This is a genomic window from Kitasatospora sp. NPDC091335 (genome assembly GCF_044757205.1).
In the GTDB taxonomy this organism is placed as follows: domain Bacteria; phylum Actinomycetota; class Actinomycetes; order Streptomycetales; family Streptomycetaceae; genus Kitasatospora.
Map to the genome: position 1 here is coordinate 411,292 of NZ_JBIVUM010000003.1, position 16,267 is coordinate 427,558.

The 16,267-nt window shown below is 72.9% G+C and carries 23 protein-coding genes; 13 read left to right on the forward strand and 10 right to left on the reverse strand.

Translation table 11 applies throughout. The annotated features are described in order from the left end of the window. Positions 1-159: 159 nt before the first annotated feature. Both ACIQOW_RS10470 and ACIQOW_RS10475 read right to left on the reverse strand, forming a co-directional pair. Positions 160-306 (reverse strand): hypothetical protein, encoded by a 147-nt coding sequence (locus ACIQOW_RS10470; protein WP_401082325.1) that lies wholly within the window; start codon positions 304-306, stop codon positions 160-162. A gap of 60 nt (positions 307-366) precedes the next feature. Next, complete coding sequence (locus tag ACIQOW_RS10475) at positions 367-1,293, reverse strand: LysR family transcriptional regulator (protein WP_401082328.1); 927 nt, start codon at positions 1,291-1,293, stop codon at positions 367-369. 114 nt (positions 1,294-1,407) lie between these two features. Here ACIQOW_RS10475 and ACIQOW_RS10480 point away from each other — a divergent pair, with 114 nt between their 5' ends. After that, the gene (locus tag ACIQOW_RS10480) at positions 1,408-1,935 is read left to right on the forward strand and encodes a DapH/DapD/GlmU-related protein (RefSeq protein WP_401082877.1); all 528 of its coding nucleotides are present in this window, start codon (positions 1,408-1,410) and stop codon (positions 1,933-1,935) included. Positions 1,936-2,071: 136 nt separating this feature from the next. Here the strand turns inward: ACIQOW_RS10480 and ACIQOW_RS10485 are convergent, their stop codons facing one another. The 6 genes from ACIQOW_RS10485 to ACIQOW_RS10510 all read right to left on the reverse strand — a co-directional run bounded on the left by ACIQOW_RS10485 (position 2,072) and on the right by ACIQOW_RS10510 (position 4,854). Continuing rightward, complete coding sequence (locus ACIQOW_RS10485) at positions 2,072-2,662, reverse strand: hypothetical protein (RefSeq protein WP_401082330.1); 591 nt, start codon at positions 2,660-2,662, stop codon at positions 2,072-2,074. Between the two features lie 95 nt (positions 2,663-2,757). Beyond that, a complete protein-coding gene (locus tag ACIQOW_RS10490; protein WP_401082333.1) occupies positions 2,758-3,372 on the reverse strand; it encodes a hypothetical protein in 615 nt (204 codons plus the stop codon). 93 nt (positions 3,373-3,465) lie between these two features. Then, positions 3,466-3,906, reverse strand: a complete 441-nt coding sequence (locus ACIQOW_RS10495) for a hypothetical protein (protein ID WP_401082336.1) — start codon at positions 3,904-3,906, stop codon at positions 3,466-3,468. A 185-nt stretch (positions 3,907-4,091) separates the two neighbouring features. Beyond that, positions 4,092-4,238: a hypothetical protein gene (locus tag ACIQOW_RS10500; RefSeq protein WP_401082339.1), complete on the reverse strand. Its 147-nt coding sequence runs from the start codon at positions 4,236-4,238 to the stop codon at positions 4,092-4,094. Next, positions 4,226-4,489 (reverse strand): hypothetical protein, encoded by a 264-nt coding sequence (locus tag ACIQOW_RS10505; RefSeq protein WP_401082342.1) that lies wholly within the window; start codon positions 4,487-4,489, stop codon positions 4,226-4,228. Before ACIQOW_RS10505 ends, ACIQOW_RS10500 begins: the two co-directional genes overlap by 13 nt. Beyond that, a complete protein-coding gene (locus ACIQOW_RS10510; RefSeq protein WP_401082345.1) occupies positions 4,486-4,854 on the reverse strand; it encodes an ATP-binding protein in 369 nt (122 codons plus the stop codon). The genes ACIQOW_RS10505 and ACIQOW_RS10510 overlap by 4 nt, the downstream gene beginning before the upstream one ends. A gap of 288 nt (positions 4,855-5,142) precedes the next feature. Here ACIQOW_RS10510 and ACIQOW_RS10515 point away from each other — a divergent pair, with 288 nt between their 5' ends. Together ACIQOW_RS10515 and ACIQOW_RS10520 are read left to right on the forward strand one after the other, a co-directional pair. Continuing rightward, entirely contained in the window at positions 5,143-5,991 is an 849-nt protein-coding gene (locus tag ACIQOW_RS10515; RefSeq protein ID WP_401082348.1) for a helix-turn-helix transcriptional regulator, read from the forward strand. After that, positions 5,988-6,209, forward strand: a complete 222-nt coding sequence (locus ACIQOW_RS10520; protein WP_401082350.1) for a DUF397 domain-containing protein — start codon at positions 5,988-5,990, stop codon at positions 6,207-6,209. Before ACIQOW_RS10515 ends, ACIQOW_RS10520 begins: the two co-directional genes overlap by 4 nt. A gap of 202 nt (positions 6,210-6,411) precedes the next feature. Here the strand turns inward: ACIQOW_RS10520 and ACIQOW_RS10525 are convergent, their stop codons facing one another. Beyond that, positions 6,412-7,149 (reverse strand): response regulator transcription factor, encoded by a 738-nt coding sequence (locus tag ACIQOW_RS10525; RefSeq protein ID WP_401082353.1) that lies wholly within the window; start codon positions 7,147-7,149, stop codon positions 6,412-6,414. A gap of 216 nt (positions 7,150-7,365) precedes the next feature. Here ACIQOW_RS10525 and ACIQOW_RS10530 point away from each other — a divergent pair, with 216 nt between their 5' ends. The 8 genes from ACIQOW_RS10530 to ACIQOW_RS10565 all read left to right on the forward strand — a co-directional run bounded on the left by ACIQOW_RS10530 (position 7,366) and on the right by ACIQOW_RS10565 (position 14,118). After that, on the forward strand, positions 7,366-8,769 hold the full coding sequence (locus tag ACIQOW_RS10530; protein WP_401082356.1) for a hydrolytic protein: 1,404 nt from the start codon (positions 7,366-7,368) through the stop codon (positions 8,767-8,769). A gap of 416 nt (positions 8,770-9,185) precedes the next feature. Next, a complete protein-coding gene (locus ACIQOW_RS10535; protein WP_401082880.1) occupies positions 9,186-9,779 on the forward strand; it encodes a sigma-70 family RNA polymerase sigma factor in 594 nt (197 codons plus the stop codon). Positions 9,780-9,884: 105 nt separating this feature from the next. Next, complete coding sequence (locus ACIQOW_RS10540) at positions 9,885-10,838, forward strand: MerR family transcriptional regulator (protein ID WP_401082359.1); 954 nt, start codon at positions 9,885-9,887, stop codon at positions 10,836-10,838. 162 nt (positions 10,839-11,000) lie between these two features. Next, positions 11,001-11,750, forward strand: a complete 750-nt coding sequence (locus ACIQOW_RS10545; protein WP_401082362.1) for a hypothetical protein — start codon at positions 11,001-11,003, stop codon at positions 11,748-11,750. Between the two features lie 96 nt (positions 11,751-11,846). Next, complete coding sequence (locus ACIQOW_RS10550; protein WP_401082364.1) at positions 11,847-12,488, forward strand: DedA family protein; 642 nt, start codon at positions 11,847-11,849, stop codon at positions 12,486-12,488. A gap of 272 nt (positions 12,489-12,760) precedes the next feature. Continuing rightward, the gene (locus tag ACIQOW_RS10555; RefSeq protein WP_401082367.1) at positions 12,761-13,012 is read left to right on the forward strand and encodes a hypothetical protein; all 252 of its coding nucleotides are present in this window, start codon (positions 12,761-12,763) and stop codon (positions 13,010-13,012) included. A gap of 223 nt (positions 13,013-13,235) precedes the next feature. Beyond that, positions 13,236-13,637 (forward strand): SsgA family sporulation/cell division regulator, encoded by a 402-nt coding sequence (locus ACIQOW_RS10560; protein WP_401082370.1) that lies wholly within the window; start codon positions 13,236-13,238, stop codon positions 13,635-13,637. 166 nt (positions 13,638-13,803) lie between these two features. Further along, the gene (locus ACIQOW_RS10565) at positions 13,804-14,118 is read left to right on the forward strand and encodes a hypothetical protein (RefSeq protein WP_401082373.1); all 315 of its coding nucleotides are present in this window, start codon (positions 13,804-13,806) and stop codon (positions 14,116-14,118) included. 15 nt (positions 14,119-14,133) lie between these two features. Here ACIQOW_RS10565 and ACIQOW_RS10570 read toward each other — a convergent pair whose 3' ends face one another. Then, on the reverse strand, positions 14,134-15,117 hold the full coding sequence (locus tag ACIQOW_RS10570) for an aldo/keto reductase (protein ID WP_401082376.1): 984 nt from the start codon (positions 15,115-15,117) through the stop codon (positions 14,134-14,136). A gap of 200 nt (positions 15,118-15,317) precedes the next feature. Here ACIQOW_RS10570 and ACIQOW_RS10575 point away from each other — a divergent pair, with 200 nt between their 5' ends. Next, positions 15,318-15,680, forward strand: coding sequence for a hypothetical protein (locus ACIQOW_RS10575; protein ID WP_401082379.1), 363 nt, complete (start codon positions 15,318-15,320; stop codon positions 15,678-15,680). Between the two features lie 2 nt (positions 15,681-15,682). Further along, complete coding sequence (locus tag ACIQOW_RS10580; RefSeq protein ID WP_401082382.1) at positions 15,683-16,246, forward strand: hypothetical protein; 564 nt, start codon at positions 15,683-15,685, stop codon at positions 16,244-16,246. Positions 16,247-16,267: the final 21 nt, after the last annotated feature.

Sequence of the window (16,267 nt, forward strand, 5' to 3'; positions counted from 1 at the left end):
CCCGGTGCGGCGGCGCGGCGGGAGAGCCCGGGCACCCGAGGCGGGGGAAGCACCCGGTGTCCCCAAAGGGCAGGCCGCCCGGACCTGGCCCCTCGCGCCCGGCCCCTCGCGCGAGAAGTCGGCCGGCCCGACCTCCGGTGCGGGCCTTCGCCGCCGAGCTCAGTCGAAGCGGATGTGCCCGACCCCGGTCCAGGCCCGCCGGACGCGTCCCCGGAGAACGCTGTCGGTGTTCGGGGCGAGGGTCAGTCCCGAGGAGGCGGCGATCCGGTCGGCGACCTGCGGGACCGTCAGCCGGTCGGTCCACACCTGCCGGGCGAACTCCTCGTCGCGCAGCCGCTCCAGGCACAGGCTGAATCGGTCGTCCGGTCAGCAGCCTACCCAGTCCGGTGCCCACACCTCGTCGGGGGTTCGCAGCGAGGCACGCACATGGTCGCGCAGCGCGGTCAGCACGGGGTGCTGGTCTCCACTGCGGGACAGCAGCACGTGCGGGTAGACCGGGGTCGGTTCGTGCAACGGGATGCGCCGCAGGTCGTGGCTCTGGGGCCACAGGTACCGGTCCCCGCTGCCGACGAGGGTGGCCAGTGACGCCGAGTCGGCCAACGCGTCCATCAGGGCCTCGTCACCGAAGTGGGGTCCGAGCGCGTCGATGCTCAGTCCGAAGGTCTCGGACAGTGCCTGGTAGAACGCCGCCCACTCCGTGCCCGGCGTGATCCCGGGGATCCAGATGCGGTGGCCGGCGAGGTCCGCGGGCCTGACCCGGGGCGCGCGCGCCAACGGGTGGCCGGGCCCGACCAGGAGCTCGAGGGGGGCGTCCAGAAGTCGTTCGGCGCGGATCCCGGCCGGGACCTGCTGTGCCGGCAGGGCGCGGAAGGACGCGTCGATGCTCCCTTCGAGCACCGCCCGGGTGGCCTGGGCGGCGTTCTCGTTGCCCAGCGTGACCACGTCCAGGTTCATCTCGGGATGGGAGCGGTAGAACCGGTAGACGGCCTGGGCGGGAGCGATGCGTCGGTTGAGGACGTCGACACGCAAGGGCCGGCTGCCGGGACGCACGGCCCGCTCGGCCTGTTCGAGAGCTGTGAGGGCCTTCATGGCGTGCGGCCGGAAGACCTGCCCGTCCAGGCTCAGCCGGGAGCCGCGGGAGGTCCGCACCAGGAGCGTGACCCCGAGGTGTCGCTCCAGGGTCGCGATCCGCTTGGAGACCGCCTGCTGGCTGATCCCCAGCTCGTCCGCCGCTGCCTGGAACTGGCCGGTCTCGGCAACGGTCACGAACGTCCGCAGCGCTTCGGCATCCACGCCTCCACCCTACTTCCACAACGATCGGTTGTGTCTGATGGGCCGTGAGGTTGTTTGATCGCGTGCTCCGCGGGGTGGTGGGATCAACGCATGTCGACCCGCACAGACCAGGTCATGTATGTCCGGACGCCCGAGTTCACGCGTCACGTGGAACGAGTGGTGGAGGTGACCGACGCGACGTCCCGGCTGAACGCGCTGCCGTTCAGCGACCACGAAGGTCGTGCCGAACTCCTTTCCCTCGTGTTCGGGGGCCCGCTCCCGGAGTCGGTGACGATCTACCCGCCGTTCTTCACCGAGCACGGGCTGAACACGACGTTCGGGGAGAACGTCTTCGTCAACCAGGGATGCACGTTCATGGACGGGGGCGGGATCCGCATCGGCAGCGGTGTCATGATCGCCCCGAAGGTCAGCCTCATCACCGGGGGGCACCCTCTGCCCCTCGCCGAGCGCCGTGAATACCTCTCCTTCGCCCCGATCGCCATCGAGGACGACGTCTGGATCGGGACGGCCGCCGTGGTCACGCAGGGCGTGACCATCGGTGCCGGCGCGGTGGTCGCCGCCGGCGCGGTGGTCACCCGTGATGTTCCTGGCGGGACCCTGGTCGCGGGAGTCCCCGCCCGGGTGGTCAGGCCGATCGGCTGAGCCCGGCGGGGCAGAGCAGCACGCCGCGGTCTGATCCCGATGCACCTGATCCCGATACCCCGTCACGCCCGACCGGCCGGCATTGGAACCACGTCCGGCCCCCGCCGCCCACCGGCGACAGCACCGTGGACACGCCCTATGCCGGCGGGAAGTCGACGGCCTCGACAGCCTCGACGGCGTCCACGGCCTGGACGGCTTCAACGGCTTCGCGGTGGAGGTAGACGGTGCCGCGACCTCGGTGCCGCTCGACGACGGTGCCCTCGGCGATCCACCGCTTCAGCCACCGGCTGTCGTCGCCCCGGCCGAAGGCCAGCCGGTCGGTGGCCAGCAGCGGCAGGATCCGGGTCTTCGAGAGGCCCGCCGCCCCCGCTTCGCGCAGGGTGTCCAGCACCTGGGCCTCGGCCCGCTGGTCGTAGAGGTCTCCCGGGGTCGGCATCTGCCGGATGCGCACCCCGGCCCCTTCGAGGTCCGCTCCGGACCGCTCCGCCCAGTCCGTCACGTAGGCGTCGACGGCGTCCTCGTCGTCCGTGCCCAGCACGTGGCCCAGACAGCGGAGGTAGACGTCCTCCTGGACGGCGCTGAGGGTGTGGTTCACGCCCGCGAAGGTCGCCGTGCCGCGGAACTCGCTGTCGGTGAGGGCCTTCTGCCACGCGTCCCGGCGGAGTTGCAGGACGTGCCTGACGATCGCCTCGGCGGCGTCAGCGGGAGCAGCGAAGGTCGAGGTCATGCCATGACCGTACCGGAACCGGGCGGCCGTCGATCACTCCCCTCGAACGCGCCGTCGGTCACGCCGTCGGTCACGCCGTCGATCGCGCCCGGCGCCTACGCGTCGAAGGTGATCGCGGGTGTATCGGCGTTCCGCGCGAGGAAGTGCAGGAGGTTGGCGTAGCCCCGCGCGTCATCGATCGCCCGGTGGGTGTGCTCGACCTCACCGAGCCAGTGCGGGGGCAGCTCCGGCGTCGGAAGGTCCGCGACCGGTCGACCCGTCAACGCCGCCGTGTACGAGCGCAGGCACAGAGCGGCCCCGTCGAAGAGACGGTCCTCCTCGTACGGGCCCTGGTGAAGGCCGTACGGAGTGAACCGGCGCAGGTAGTAGTCGATCCACGTCCCGTCGAAGGACAACGGTGACGCGGCGAACACCCGCCGGCCCGGCAGCGCCCGGATCCACTCCACGTACCGGCGCATCACGCCGGCGACGGGCTCCGGGTTCTCCGTCGCGGCCTCCCAGGTGCCCGGCTCGGAATCGAACCACTCCTTCGTGCGCGGGTTCGGCGCCGCGCCGGGGAGCGGTTCGAGAACGGCCTCGAACTCACCGAAGGTCCGCCCGTCCGTGGTCGTGGCCACGGACGCGAAGGACCGCATCGAGTTCGGGCCAGCCCACGGGCCGTCGACCTCGATGTCCGTGACCACGTAGGTCCAGTCGCTCAGGTGGGTCATGCGCTCGACGGTACCGCCAAGGCCGGCCTCCGTCTTCGGACTTGGGCCCATTCACAGCTCTCCGGCATCTGCCGTCGAGCCACTGCGCCGGGGCTATCCGGGACCGAGAACGGGATCGATCTCCGTCAGCGCTTCAGACAGCTGACGGGCGCCGCGAGCGACGCGGTCGTCGGTGTCCCGCGACAGTTCCTCACACAGCCGGAGCGCGTCGTCCCGGTCGCCGGCGAAGATGCCGAACACGTCGAAGACCACGGTGTGGATCCAGTCCTCGTGATTCGGATCGGCGACCGCCAGCGCGGACGCGACCGTCGCCAGCCCGGCCCGGTCCCTTCGCCGGAGCAGGGCTTTCGCGGTCACCCTGGTGACGTTGGTGTCACCGGGGTCGAGGACGAGGTCCAGCAGTGGTGCGGCAGCTTCCCGCATCTCGGCGAAAGCGGCGAGGCCGTGACCGGCAACCGCCCGGTCCCGGTAGTCGTCACTTCGCCCGAGTGCGCCGAGTGCCACGACGACGGCAAGCCGCAGCTCCCTGTCCATCCGAACTGCCCACCCCTCCAACGGTTTCCACGCAAAGTAGCACCGAGGTTCCTGGCCGGGTTTCCGTCCTCGCAGCCGGAACCGTTTCACCACCGTGTTGCACGAGAGGTCGGCCAGGCCGACTTCCGGTGCGCGCCTTTCGCCGCCCGGGCGGTTCGGCCGGGCGGCGTGGGCGGGGCGGGGTTTCAGGCCACCGGTTGGTGGCCGGGGGTGGCGGTGGGGGTGTCGTCCCCGGGATGGGGCATCCGCAGGGCGGCGACCGCGCCGAGGCCGACGACGGCGATGGCGAGGATCAGGAGGGACGGGAGGGCGAGGTCGATCAGGAGTCGCACGGGGCCTCCTCGGCCTTCTCGTAGTGACGGAGGATCGCGAGGAGGTTGAGGACGGTGCTGGCCGGAGCAGCGCCGAAACGGACCAGGACCCGGCCGTCCACGACGCTGTCGACGGCGAGGGACGGCCAGATGAGGCCGAACCTGCGGCCGCGCTCGCGGAGTTCGCCGAGCAGGGAGGCGACCTCCGGCTCGGTGTAGGTGCGCATGATCGCGTCGGCCGGCCCGGTCGGGCGGCGGTGGTCGGCGGTCACGCGGCGGCGTCCAGCTCGAACCAGCAGGTCTTCCCGGACTTCCGGGGCTCCGTGCCGAAGCGGTCGGTGAGGGCGCGGACGAGGCGCAGACCCCGACCGGAGACCGCGAGGAGGTCGGAGCCGTCGCGCTGGATCGGGACGATGGGGCTCCCGTCGCTGACGGAGACCCGGAGCACGTGGTCGAGCAGCGCGATGACGACGAGCGGCGCCGCGCTGCCGCCGTGGCGCCAGGCGTTGACGAACAGTTCGAGGAGCGCGACCTCGGCATCGGCGACCAGGTCGGGCTCCCACCCGGCGCGCGCCGTCAGCTCGCGCAACTCCTCGCGCGCGGCCGACCAGTCAGGGGGGATTTCGAGGGAAGACACGGTGAAACCTCCGTGGGGCTTCAGAGATGGCCATCGATCGAGCAAACGCGCGATCGAAGTGATGGCATGACGGAAGAGCGCAGCCGAACTGCAACGCCAGTCACTCACTGCACGCGACCGGCTACACTCAGCATGACGTGAGAGCCATCACATATGCAAGCCAGCTCAACTAATCTGCAAAATCTCATATTGAACCGGAACTCGGTGCCACTCTCTGTCAGTTGTCGGTAGCGCCTATGCGATCAACAAGGGCAGACTGGTCCACCGAGAGGTCAGGAGGGGCATCGCATGGCGGTATCAACCGTTCGCCGTCGTCGGCTGGGCGAGGAGCTGCGAAGGCTCCGCGAGCAAGCGAAGATCGCCGCGGACACTGCGGCTGAAGCCACCGGCATGAGCCTGGCCAAGCTGAACCGGATCGAGAACGCCCGCACCGCGGCCAAGATCGAGGACGTCAACAAACTCCTCGACCACTACGGTTGCGACGACGAGGAGTTCCGCGCCGGCTTGATCGCCATCACGAAGGACGGCAGCAAGCGCGGCTGGTGGCTGAGCTACCGCGACGTGATCAACGTCTCCGCGACTGACCTGATCATGCTTGAAACCGAGGCTTCGACTTTCAAGACCTACGAACCCGCCTTCATTCCGGGGCTCTTCCAGACCGCCGAATACGCCCGGCTGGTCATCGACCGCCTCCGGACCACGAAGGCGGGGACGGTTGACGACCTCGTGCAGGTCCGAATGGCACGGCAGTCCATCCTGACCCGCCCGAACCCGGTCGAGGTCTGGGCGGTCATCCATGAAGCCTCGCTCCGAGCCGTCGAGAATCGCCCCGACATCATGGGCCCGCAACTCGACAAGCTACTCACGCTGAGCCGGTTGGCGAACGTCAACATCCAGGTGATGCCTGCGGGTGCGGCAGTTCACCCGGGCATGAGCGGTGCGTTCGCCCTACTCGGATTTCCTCAGCGGAAGGACCTCGACGTCGTCTTCGTCGAAGGCATGCTCGCCGGATTCTGGATCGAGGACCCGACCGACGTCGAGCTGTACCGGGCGAAGTTCCAGGAGATCACGGCTGAAGCCCTTTCCGTCGACTCCTCGCTCGAGTTCATCACCGCACAGAGAGAACGGATCAAGTGACCCACTACTCCAATGCTGCCGCGACTGGCTTCACCTTCCGGAAGTCCAGCTACAGCGGCGGCAACGAGAACTGTGTCGAGTACGCGCTCCTCCCCGAGGCGATCGCAGTCCGGGACAGCAAGGACCCCTCCGGCCCGGCCCTGGCCTTCGACCGGGCGGCCCACTCATCCTTCATCGCCGCCATCTCCACCGGAGAGTTCGACTTCGGGCTCCTCTGAACACTCCCCCGGCCCCAGGCGGTGCCTCGCCCCACCCCGCGAGGCGCCGCTTCTTCTTGCCCATCAGCTTCCGTAGGGCGGCGCACACCCTCACTGGCCCCGGACAAGGCGGGCCCTCCGCCGCCGTGGCCCGCCCTCCCCCGTAGGAAGCGGGCACGTTCCCCCTTCCGGGCGCCGCCGGTGGCCTCCCTGGTCAGTACAGCTAGATCAGCCCGCGCCGCATGGCGTAGCCCACGGCGTGTGCCCGATTGCGCAGGCCGAGGCGGGTGATGATCTCGTGCAGCACGTTCTTCACCGTGCGTTCGGAGTACGACGTCTTGGCGGCGATCTCGCTGGTGTCGAAGCCCTCCGCCACCAGCTTCAGCATCTCCGCCTCGCGGGCCGTCAGTGTCGAGAGGGTCAGGCCGCGCCCGTCGAGCATGGTGCGCTGGAGGATCCCGATCCGGTCGAGCAGTTCACCGAGCAGGTCCCCCGGCATCACGCCCTCGCCGTTGGCGAGCGCGGTGATGAGGTTCACCAGCCGGTCCTGGTCCGCTTCCGAGCGGCGCAGCACGGCGGCGACCCCGTTCTCCACGATGGTCTGTAGCCCTCCCGCCTCGAAGTGGCCCACCACCAGCCCTATCCGGCCCGAGGTGGCGAGCCGCAGCCGCCGCAGGTGCTCGGTGACCGTCTCGGTCAGGGCGTCGACCACCAGCAGGGAGACCTCCGCCCGTCCGGCCTCGCTCTCGTTCAGCAGCTCCACCTCGGGCCGCTGGCGCAGCTGTTGGACCACGCCGGTCTGGAGGATGAGGTCCTCGGCGTACACCGCCACCCGTATCTGGGTGCGCCTGCCGCGCAGTTGCTCGGGGACGCGCGGGGCGGCGGCGCTGCCGGGGCGCGGCGCCGTCCCGGTCCGGCGGGGGGTGACGACTTCCTCACGGGTCGTGTCCGTCGACGTCATCGAACTCTCCATTCTCCGAAAGCCTGCGAGGGGACGACCGGCCGCCGCGAGGCGGAGCCGGCCGGGGGCTTGGGGGCGGGGCGGCGTGCGGCGCGGGACCGCTCCCGCGGTGGCACCGGACGGGGTGCCTGGTCGGTCCGGACGGGCAAGGGCTGTGCCCACAGCTTGCCCGCCCGGCCCTCTCCTCCGGGCGCCGCACCGCCCTACCGTCACGCTATGACCACATCCGCCGAACTCGGCCTGCCCGCACTGACGGTGGCCCCCGGTGGCGTGGCCACCACGACCCTGACGGTACGCAACGACCTCGACATCGTGGAGGCGTACACGCTGGAGGTGGTCGGCGACTGTGCCGCGTGGACGACGGTCGAGCCGGCCCGGGTCTCGCTCTACCCGGGGACGTCCGAGACGGTGACGGTCCGGCTGGCACCGCCGCGCTCGGCCGCCACCAGGGCCGGCGAGTTCCCGCTGGGCGTCCGGGTGCTGCCGGTCGAGCACCCCGAGCTGGTGACGGTGCCGGAGACCACGGTCACCGTGACGCCGTTCCAGGAGTTGCGGGCCGCGCTCGCACCGCGCCGTCGGCGCGGCTGGCTGCGCGGGCGCTACCGGGCGTCGGTGCGCAACCTGGGGAACGCCCCCACCGGTGTGGCCTTCACTCCCGGGCAGGCCGGGGAGGAGCTGGGGTTCCGGGTCACCCCGGAGAAGCTGCGGCTGGAGCCCGGCGAGTCCGGGGAGGTGCGGGTGCAGGCGCGCGCCCGCAAGCCGATCTGGTTCGGCAAACCGGCGAGCTGGCCGTTCGAGGTGACCGTCGGCCCGGAGGAACGGGCGGACGGCAAGGACCCGAAGGACGGAAAAGACGGCAAGGACGGCAAGGGCGCGGAGAACAATCCCGGTGCCACCCCCGAGGCCGCCACGCCGGAGCCCCAGAAGCCGGTGCTGGAGGGCGAGTTCCTCCAGCTGCCGATCCTCCCCCGGTGGCTGCTGGTGCTCCTGGCGGCGCTGATCGCGCTGCTGCTGGCCTGGTTCGCCCTGGTCCGCCCGGCGGTCCGCACTTCGGCGAAGCAGGCCGCCGAGAAGGCCGTCGCCCAGCAGATCGCCACCCCGGCCCCGCCGGCCGCCACTCCGGCCGACGGCGTCCCGGCGTCCCCGTCCGTCGGGAACACCCCCGGCGGCCAGACCAAGCCCGGTTCCGGGAAGCCGACCACGGGGCCCGGCAGCCAGGGCGGTCCGGGCGCCGGCCCTGCGGTCCCGGGGACGGGGCAGCAGATGTCCGAGACGATCGACGTGCAGGCAGCGAACGCCACCGCCGCGACGGGCAGTTACCCGGTGCCGCACGGCAAGGTCCTCGACGTCAGCGACATCGTGGTCTCCAACTTCCAGGGAGACCAGGGCCTGGTGACCATCACGGCGGGCAACAGGACGATCGTCACGATCGCCTTGGAGACCTTCCGCAACCAGGACTACCACTGGGTGACTCCCATCCAGGTCCCCGAGGACCAGGCGGTGACCGCGAACGTGACCTGCGAGGTCCCGGGCACTCCGGCCTCGGGCAAGCAGGCGCCGACATGCCACGAACTCGTCAACGTCAGCGGGACGTTGAGCGACATCCGGCGGGGGAACTGAACCGGCGCGTGCAGGATGCCCTTCCCTCCCCGGGCAACCGGGCGGGAAGGGTGCGCCGGATGCCCCGTTGATACCGACGGGCCACTTCCGACCCGTTCGTCTCCGAAACCTCTTTTCTCCCCGTATCTCCTCTCACATCCCGTGACCATGTCAACACCCGACGGACACTGTCGCAGCGCACACCCGTACGGACAAAGCCACCTCACCCGTCTTGCCCGGAGGGTCTGTCCCCGCGGGGCAGTCGGCCTGTCCGTCGAGGGCAACCGGGCTGCCCTCCGCGGGCGGTGAGGGCCTCGCCCCCCGGGAGTGAAACGCTGCACAAAGGCTGCGTGTGGTCCCGGACCGCCGAAACGCTGCACAGTGCGGACGTGACCACGCGAGCCTGCCCGTGCCCCGGCGCCGGGCCCTTCGACGCCGTGCCAGACGCCGTACCCGCCGCCGCGCCCGCCACGGTGGCGGCCGGGGAGCTGGGCGGCCTGGTCGCCGCGGTGGCCAGGGGCGACCAGGCGGCGTACGCGCGGCTGTACCGGGCGGTGGCCGCACCGGTGTACGGGACCGCGCTGCGGACGCTGCGCAGCGCGGCGCACGCCGAGGAGGTGGCCCAGGAAGTGCTGCTGGAGGTCTGGCGCACCGCCGCCGCCTACCGGCCGGCCCGCGGCACGGTGACGGCCTGGGTGCTCACCATCGCGCACCGCCGCGCGGTCGACCGGGTCCGCGCGGCACGTGCCGCCGCCGACCGCGAACTGCGCGTCGCCCTGCGGGAGCAGCCGATCCGCGAGCCGGGCGCTGAGCCCGTCCCGGAGCAGGTCGAGCGGGCCCACGACGCCCTCCGGGTCCGCTCCGCGCTCGCCCGGCTGAGCGTCGTCCAGCGCGAGTCGCTCGTGCTGGCCTACTACGGCGGGTACTCGCAGCGCGAGATCGCCCGGGCGCTGGGCGTGCCGCTGGGCACGGTGAAGACGCGCATGCGGGACGGGCTGCTGCGGCTGCGGGCGGCCTTCGACGGCGGCTGACCCCGGACAGACCGGGGAGGGGCCACGGACGGGCCACGGACGGCCGCCGAGGATCATGGAAGCATCGCCGGACACCGGCACCGGGACGCCGGTGGAAGGAGACCGATGGACACCGACGCGGCGGGCATGCCGACCGGGAGCGTGGCCCGGCTCCTCGGGGTCTCCCCCACCACGATCCGCTCCTGGGAACGCCGCTACGGCATCGGCCCGTCCCGGCGCGACGCAGGCCACCACCGCCGCTGGAGCCCCGCGGACATCGCCCTGCTCGAAGCCATGTGCCGGCTGGCGGCCCGCGGGGTGCGCCCGGCCGAGGCGGCCAGGGCCGTCCTGGCCGCCCACCGGGCGACGGCTCCCGAGGGCCTGGTGCCCGGGCCGTCCGTACGCCCCGGCCCGGCCGGCGGCCGCACCTTGCGGATGGGCGCGGTCCGCCCCGAGTGCCGGGGCCTCGCCCGGGCCGCCGCCCGCCTGGACTCCCCCGAAGTCGCCCGGATCCTGCGGGAGACGGTGGACTCGCTCGGGATCGTCGACGCCTGGACGGACGTGATGATGCCCGCGCTGCGCGCGACCGGCCGCAGGTGGGCCGCCTCCGGCGAGCAGTACGTCGAGGTCGAGCACCTGCTGTCCTGGCACGTGTCCACCGTCCTGCGCGCCGCCGCCGTACGGCCCTCCAGGCCCAGGCCCGCGCCGCCCGTGCTGCTGGCCGCGATGCCCGACGAGCAGCACAGCCTGGCGCTGGAGGCCGTCGCGGCGGGCCTGGGCGAACGGGCGCTGCCGTTCCGGATGCTGGGCGCGGCCGTCCCGCCGGGGGCGCTGCTGGACGCGGTGCACCGGATCGGCCCGGGCGCCGTGATGCTCTGGTCGCAGCTGCCGCTCACCGCCGACCACGAGCTGGTCCGACGGGTGGCCTGCGCCGGGTGGGGCCCGCGCGGCTCCCGCGGCCGGGCCCTGGTCCTGGCCACCGGCCCCGGCTGGGGCCGCGCCCGCCTCCCGGACGGCGCCGCGGGCCCCCGCACCCTGGCGGGCGCCCTCGACCTCCTGGAGCGGACCGTCACCGCGTGACCGGGGGCGCACCGCCCGACCCACCCGATCGGGTGAACCTGACTGCCCTGCCCATCCGGCGCGCCGTCGGCGCCGAACCCGCCGTGCCGACAGTCGGGCAATCGGGCTGTCGGGCGATCGGCAAGTCGGTCAGGACGAGGTCAGGACGAGATAAGGAGTGCGATGAACACGGCCCTGAGGACGGGACGGGAGCTACGGGTCCGGCCCGCGACCCGCGAGGACCGGGCCCAGGTGGTCCGGCTGATCACGGCCGACCGGCCTCCCGCGCCCTTCGCCGCGGTCCCGGACACCGCCACCGGCTGGGAGCCCCGGTCCGACCGGACCGTCCTCGTCGTCCAGGACGAGGACGAGGACGGCCGGCTCCGGGGCGCCATGGCCGTCCACCGGCGGAGCACACCCGGCCGTCTCACCGGGGGTGTCGCCTGGCTGCACTGCCGCGAGGCCCCGGACGCCGCCGCGCTCCTCGTCCGCACGCTCCTGGCGGGCAGCGGCGGGCTGACCGCCGTCACGGCCTTCACCGACCCCCCGCCGTGGCCGCCCCACCTGGCCGGTCTGCCACTGCACGCCCGGCCGGTCACCACCCGGGCGTTCCTCGCCCACGGGTTCCGCACGATGGACCACCGTCTGCTGCTGCACCGCCCCGCCGTCAGCGCCGGCACCGGTGCCCCGCCCCTGTGGGTGTCCCCCGAGGGCACGCTCCACCCTGGCCCCGGCGCCGCCGGACCGCCCGCACCGGCCGTGCTGTGGCGCCGCAACCTGCCCCGCGCGCTGGACGAGCTCGACCGCGGCGGCGGACGCGACGTCCTGGCCGGCGTCGACCTGCTGGCCCCCGGGGCCTGGGAACTCTCCGCCCTCCTCGCCGGGTTGGCGTTCGAGGAGGTCGACCTGCTGCGCTCGCTGGTCCTGGCCTGAGCCCGCGCCGTTCCCCTCCGGCGTCGCCGACCCGCCGACGGCGCCGCACACTGGACGGAGGCGGAGCGGGACGCGCGATCCCGAACGGGGTGGCCGATGAAGTCGATCACCGACTGGCTGAGCGGTCTGTCCGGCCCGGTCGGCTACCTGGTCGTCGCGGGCCTCGTGTTCGTCGAGGACGCCCTCTTCTTCAGCTTCGTCGTCCCCGGCGAGACCGCCGCCGTCCTCGGCGGGTTCCTCGCCCACCAGGGCAGGATCGAGATCGGCTGGATCGTCCTGTTCGTGGTCTGCGCCGCCGTCCTCGGCGACACCGCCGGCTACGAGATCGGCCGCCACCTCGGCCCGAAGATCGTCGACTCCCGGCCGATGCGGCGCCACGCGGACCGGGTCGACCGCGCCCAGGACCTGATCCGGCGGCGCGGGCCGACCGCCGTCTTCTTCGGCCGGTTCGTCGCCTTCTTCCGCGCCATGGTGCCCACCCTGGCCGGCATGTCGCGGATGCCCTACCGCCGGTTCCTCCTGTTCAACGCCCTCGGGGGGATCCTCTGGGGCATCGGGTTCACCCTTCTCGGCTACTTCGCCGGCGCCGCCTACAGCCGGGTCGAGAGCACCGTCGGCCGGGCCCTCGCCCTGCTGATCGCCGCGCTCGTGGTGGTCGCCCTGGTCGTCTGGTACGTGCGCCGGCGCAGGTCCGGGGCCCGCACGCCGGCCGGGGACGACCGGGACGTAAAGCGCTGACACGTCGCACCGGGCCCACCGGCCGGACGGGGGCGGTGGCGGGGGGACGGGCGCGGCGCCGGGCCGCGCAGTGGCCGGTACCGCCCACCCGCCGCCTCCGGCAGCGCGGCATCAGGCCCCGGGTTACGGTCGGAAGGCCGACGACCGCCCGAACCGGGACCGCGCCGCGCCAAGGCGCCCGGCCTTCTCACCCCCGGTTGCGACCGGACATCCGGGGCAGCCGCCCGGTGTCCCGGCCGCTGGAACCCAGCACCCGGAAAGGGGAACGAGCCATGACCGAACCCGACGACCACGGAGCGCAGCCGGACGAGGCGACGCAGGAGCGGTCCGCCGAGGAACGCGCGATCACCTCTCCCACCCCGGCCGACGTCCGGGCGAAGGCCGAGGGCCGCGTCGGAGCCCGGGAGCGCTCCGCCGAGGAGCGCTCGATCACTTCTCCCACCCCCGCCGACGTCAGGAGGAAGGGGCAGTCGGAGGAGGACGAGGACGAAGAGCCGCCCGCGGCGGACACCGTCGCGCCGTGAGGCCCAGCGCGGGCGGACCGTGAGACCCGCAGCGGGCGGAAGCCCCGCCCCGGTGCCCCGTGGAGCCCAGGGAACGCCGGAGCGGGGCTTCGGGGCGTGCCGGACCGGGCGACGTCCGGCGCGAGGAATGCGCGACGGGCGCGCGGGTAACCGAGGGCTGCCGCACCGGCCTTCGAGGCCGCGGCGCAGAGCCGCCGCCCCTATCCGAACGGGAGTTCGCCGCATGACCGTCGCCACCTCCTGGTCCACCGCCGTCACGCTGCCCGAAGGTCCGTTCCCGGACGTGGCCGTGGAGGCGCAGCTGCGTTTCGACACCTCGCTGCCGTACGCGGTGTGTCTGGCCTTCCCACCACTCGGCGACGACGACGGAGCGCGCTGGACCTTCGCGCGCGACCTGCTGGACGCGGGCTGCCGGGCCCCCGTCGGCTGCGGGGACGTGACGGTGGCGCCCGGGCCGGCGGGCCGGGTCCTCGTCACCCTGCGCTCGCCGACCTCGCGGGCCGTGATCAGCATCCCCGCGAACGTCGTGACGGCCTTCCTCCAGGACACCTTCAGCCTGGTGCCGGCCGGTGCCGAACCCGGGCACCTGGACATCGACGCCGCCCTCGTCCGCCTCCTCGCCTGAACAGGCCCGGACTCGCTCGAACTCGCCCGATCCCGCCCGAACCGACGCGGACCCGGCATGCCCCCGGGCGGCCAGGGTAGACGGGCCCGCGGCGGCGGACCCGGCCCGGTACTCCCCTCCCCGTGGGGCCGGGCCCGCCACCGGAACCGAAGGAAAGGAGCAGACCATGACCGACCAACCGCTCTCGCCGACGGTCGACGGCCCCTCCCTCTTCGCCGTCGCCGTGCCCGCCCTGGCCATCGCCGTGCTGCTCATCGGCGCGTTCGCCTGGGGCAGCCACCGCCTCGCCCGCCACCGCCTCGCCCACCACCGGCCCCCGAGGCCGGCCGGGAGTGCGGCCGGGGCCCGCGCCGACTCCTGGCGCGCGCCGGAGGACGACGCTCCGCGCCACGCCGCACGGCGGCCCGCCGGCCGTGCGGCCGAGCAGCCCCCGCAGCGGCGGGCTCAGCACGCGGACCGGCCCCGACGACGACCGTCGTAGGGGCCGGCCGGAGGTTCACCAGCGGCCGTGCACCTGGGCCCGGATCCGCCGGTCGTACAGCTCGCGCACGGCGGCCAGGGTGGCCGGCGGCAGCGGCGCCAGGCCGGCGGCGGCCGCGTTGCCCCGGGCCTGCGCCACGTTGCGGGCGCCGGGGATCACCGTCGTCACCCCCGGCTGCTGGGTGACCCAGCGCAGCGCCGTCTGGGCCGCGCTCGCCCCCTCGGGCGCGAGCGCGGCGAACTCCGCCGCCGCCTCGACCCCGGTCGCGAAGTCCACCCCGGAGAAGGTCTCCCCCTGGTCGAAGGACTCGCCGAGGCGGTTGAAGGTGCGGTGGTCGTCCGGGGCGAAGACGGTGTTCTCGCGGTAGCGGCCCGACAGCAGCCCCGAGGCCAGCGGCACCCGCGCGAGGATGCCCACGCCGGCCGCCTCGGCGGCGGGCAGCACCTGCTCCAGCGGCTTGAGCCGGAACGCGTTCAGGATGATCTGGACGCTGGCGACGCCCGGGCGCGCGATCGCGGTCAGTGCCTCGGCGCAGGTCTCCACGCTCACCCCGTAGGCGGCGATGCGCTCCTCCGCCACCAGGGTGTCCAGCGCGTCGAACACCTCGTCCGAGGAGTAGACCGGCGTCGGCGGGCAGTGCAGCTGCACCAGGTCGAGCCGCTCCACTCCCAGGTTGTCCCGTGAACGGTCGGCCCAGGCCCGGAAGTTGGCGAGGTCGTAGTGCTCGGGCCGCTGCTCGACCCGGCGGCCGAACTTGGTGGCGACGAACACCCCCGCGTCCGGGCGCTCCTTCAGGAAGCGGCCGATCAGCCGCTCGCTGCGGCCGTCGCCGTAGACGTCGGCGGTGTCGAAGAGGGTGACGCCCGCCTCCACGGAGGCCTCCAGCACCGCGAGGGCGTCCTCCTCCCGGACGTCCCCCCAGCCCGCTCCGAGCTGCCAGGTGCCGAGTCCGACCATCGATACGGGGCGGCCGGTACGGCCGAGTACGCGCTGTTCCATGGGGCGAGCCTCTCACGCGGCAGCCCGCCGCTCCACGGGCGCGTCCTCGTGCCGACGGCTCTGACCTGCGGAACCGTCCGGCCTCCGGCGCCCGGACAAGCGCCCCCAGGAAGCTGCGAGCGCTCCGTCATTCCCCTCTCCGAGGGCGCACCCCTTGCCGTATGATGTGCCAACATCACGCAATTCACGGGGAGTTGACGATGGACGACGTGATCACGACGGGGCTGAGTGCGCTGGTCACCCTCATGGTGAACGCCGGATGGAGCACCATCAGGGACAGGGTCCGGGGAATCCTGTCGAGGCACCGGGCGGTGGAGCAGGTCGAGGAGGACACCGAACTGGAACAGCTCCGCGAGTCCCTCCGGCTGCCCGGCGGCGGGGAGGGCTTCTCCGACCAGGACCGGCAGCGGGTCCTCGGGCTCTGGCGGATCGGCGATGCGGCCCCGGACCTCCAGGAGCTGGCCGCCCAGCTCTCGGCGGGCCCGCTCAACAGCACCTCCATCGTCAACAACGGAAAGATGGTCAGCCACAGTGGGAGCGGTGACCAGCACATCACGTTCTGACCATGGCTGAGAACCCTCCACCGGAGACCGGGGGAACGGCCCCCGGAGCGGCCCGCGCCACCAACGACACCACCCTCGTCAACACCGGCCACGTGGCCAGCCACAGCGGCAGCGGAAACCAGACCGTCCTGCTGGTTCCCCCTCGGTCGAAGTCACGGATGAGGGTGGCGGCACCGGTGGTGCTCGTCCTGCTGGTGGCCCTGGCCGTCGCCGCACTGTCCTACGACTGGAACGGCCCGGAAGGCCCGCCGGTGATCCGGGACTTCCAGAACTACCTGGGCATGAGTCCGGGCGGTGACCCCGCACTGATCACCCTGGAGGTCCCGTCCACCCGCACGCGGGTGACCCTGTCACTCGACGTGCACGACGCCACGTCCGCCTCCAACTGCGTGCCCGGAACCCGGCTCAGGGCGAACGGCTCCCTGGGGAACCAGCTGGAGGTACGCAAGGCCGCCTCGGGCTTCACCGTCAGCCTCCCGCCCGCTTCGGGGACGGTCACGGTGACGGTGGCCGTCGAGAACGAGGACCGTGGTTGCAGCCTGAACCTCTCCGCCAAGGTCGCCTGAGACCTCGGCGGTCCGTCCGGT

Excerpts from the sequence above, each read along its gene's own strand:
- ACIQOW_RS10525 (WP_401082353.1), bottom strand. The coding sequence starts at position 7,149 with ATGACGTCGACGGACACGACCCGTGAGGAAGTCGTCACCCCCCGCCGG.
- ACIQOW_RS10495 (WP_401082336.1), bottom strand. The coding sequence starts at position 3,906 with ATGGACAGGGAGCTGCGGCTTGCCGTCGTCGTGGCACTCGGCGCACTC.
- ACIQOW_RS10560 (WP_401082370.1), top strand. The coding sequence starts at position 13,236 with ATGACCGTCGCCACCTCCTGGTCCACCGCCGTCACGCTGCCCGAAGGT.
- ACIQOW_RS10490 (WP_401082333.1), bottom strand. The coding sequence starts at position 3,372 with ATGACCCACCTGAGCGACTGGACCTACGTGGTCACGGACATCGAGGTC.
- ACIQOW_RS10485 (WP_401082330.1), bottom strand. The coding sequence starts at position 2,662 with ATGACCTCGACCTTCGCTGCTCCCGCTGACGCCGCCGAGGCGATCGTC.
- ACIQOW_RS10515 (WP_401082348.1), top strand. The coding sequence starts at position 5,143 with ATGGCGGTATCAACCGTTCGCCGTCGTCGGCTGGGCGAGGAGCTGCGA.
- ACIQOW_RS10540 (WP_401082359.1), top strand. The coding sequence starts at position 9,885 with ATGGACACCGACGCGGCGGGCATGCCGACCGGGAGCGTGGCCCGGCTC.
- ACIQOW_RS10480 (WP_401082877.1), top strand. The coding sequence starts at position 1,408 with ATGTATGTCCGGACGCCCGAGTTCACGCGTCACGTGGAACGAGTGGTG.
- ACIQOW_RS10565 (WP_401082373.1), top strand. The coding sequence starts at position 13,804 with ATGACCGACCAACCGCTCTCGCCGACGGTCGACGGCCCCTCCCTCTTC.
- ACIQOW_RS10570 (WP_401082376.1), bottom strand. The coding sequence starts at position 15,117 with ATGGAACAGCGCGTACTCGGCCGTACCGGCCGCCCCGTATCGATGGTC.
- ACIQOW_RS10575 (WP_401082379.1), top strand. The coding sequence starts at position 15,318 with ATGGACGACGTGATCACGACGGGGCTGAGTGCGCTGGTCACCCTCATG.
- ACIQOW_RS10550 (WP_401082364.1), top strand. The coding sequence starts at position 11,847 with ATGAAGTCGATCACCGACTGGCTGAGCGGTCTGTCCGGCCCGGTCGGC.
- ACIQOW_RS10545 (WP_401082362.1), top strand. The coding sequence starts at position 11,001 with ATGAACACGGCCCTGAGGACGGGACGGGAGCTACGGGTCCGGCCCGCG.
- ACIQOW_RS10555 (WP_401082367.1), top strand. The coding sequence starts at position 12,761 with ATGACCGAACCCGACGACCACGGAGCGCAGCCGGACGAGGCGACGCAG.
- ACIQOW_RS10530 (WP_401082356.1), top strand. The coding sequence starts at position 7,366 with ATGACCACATCCGCCGAACTCGGCCTGCCCGCACTGACGGTGGCCCCC.
- ACIQOW_RS10580 (WP_401082382.1), top strand. The coding sequence starts at position 15,683 with ATGGCTGAGAACCCTCCACCGGAGACCGGGGGAACGGCCCCCGGAGCG.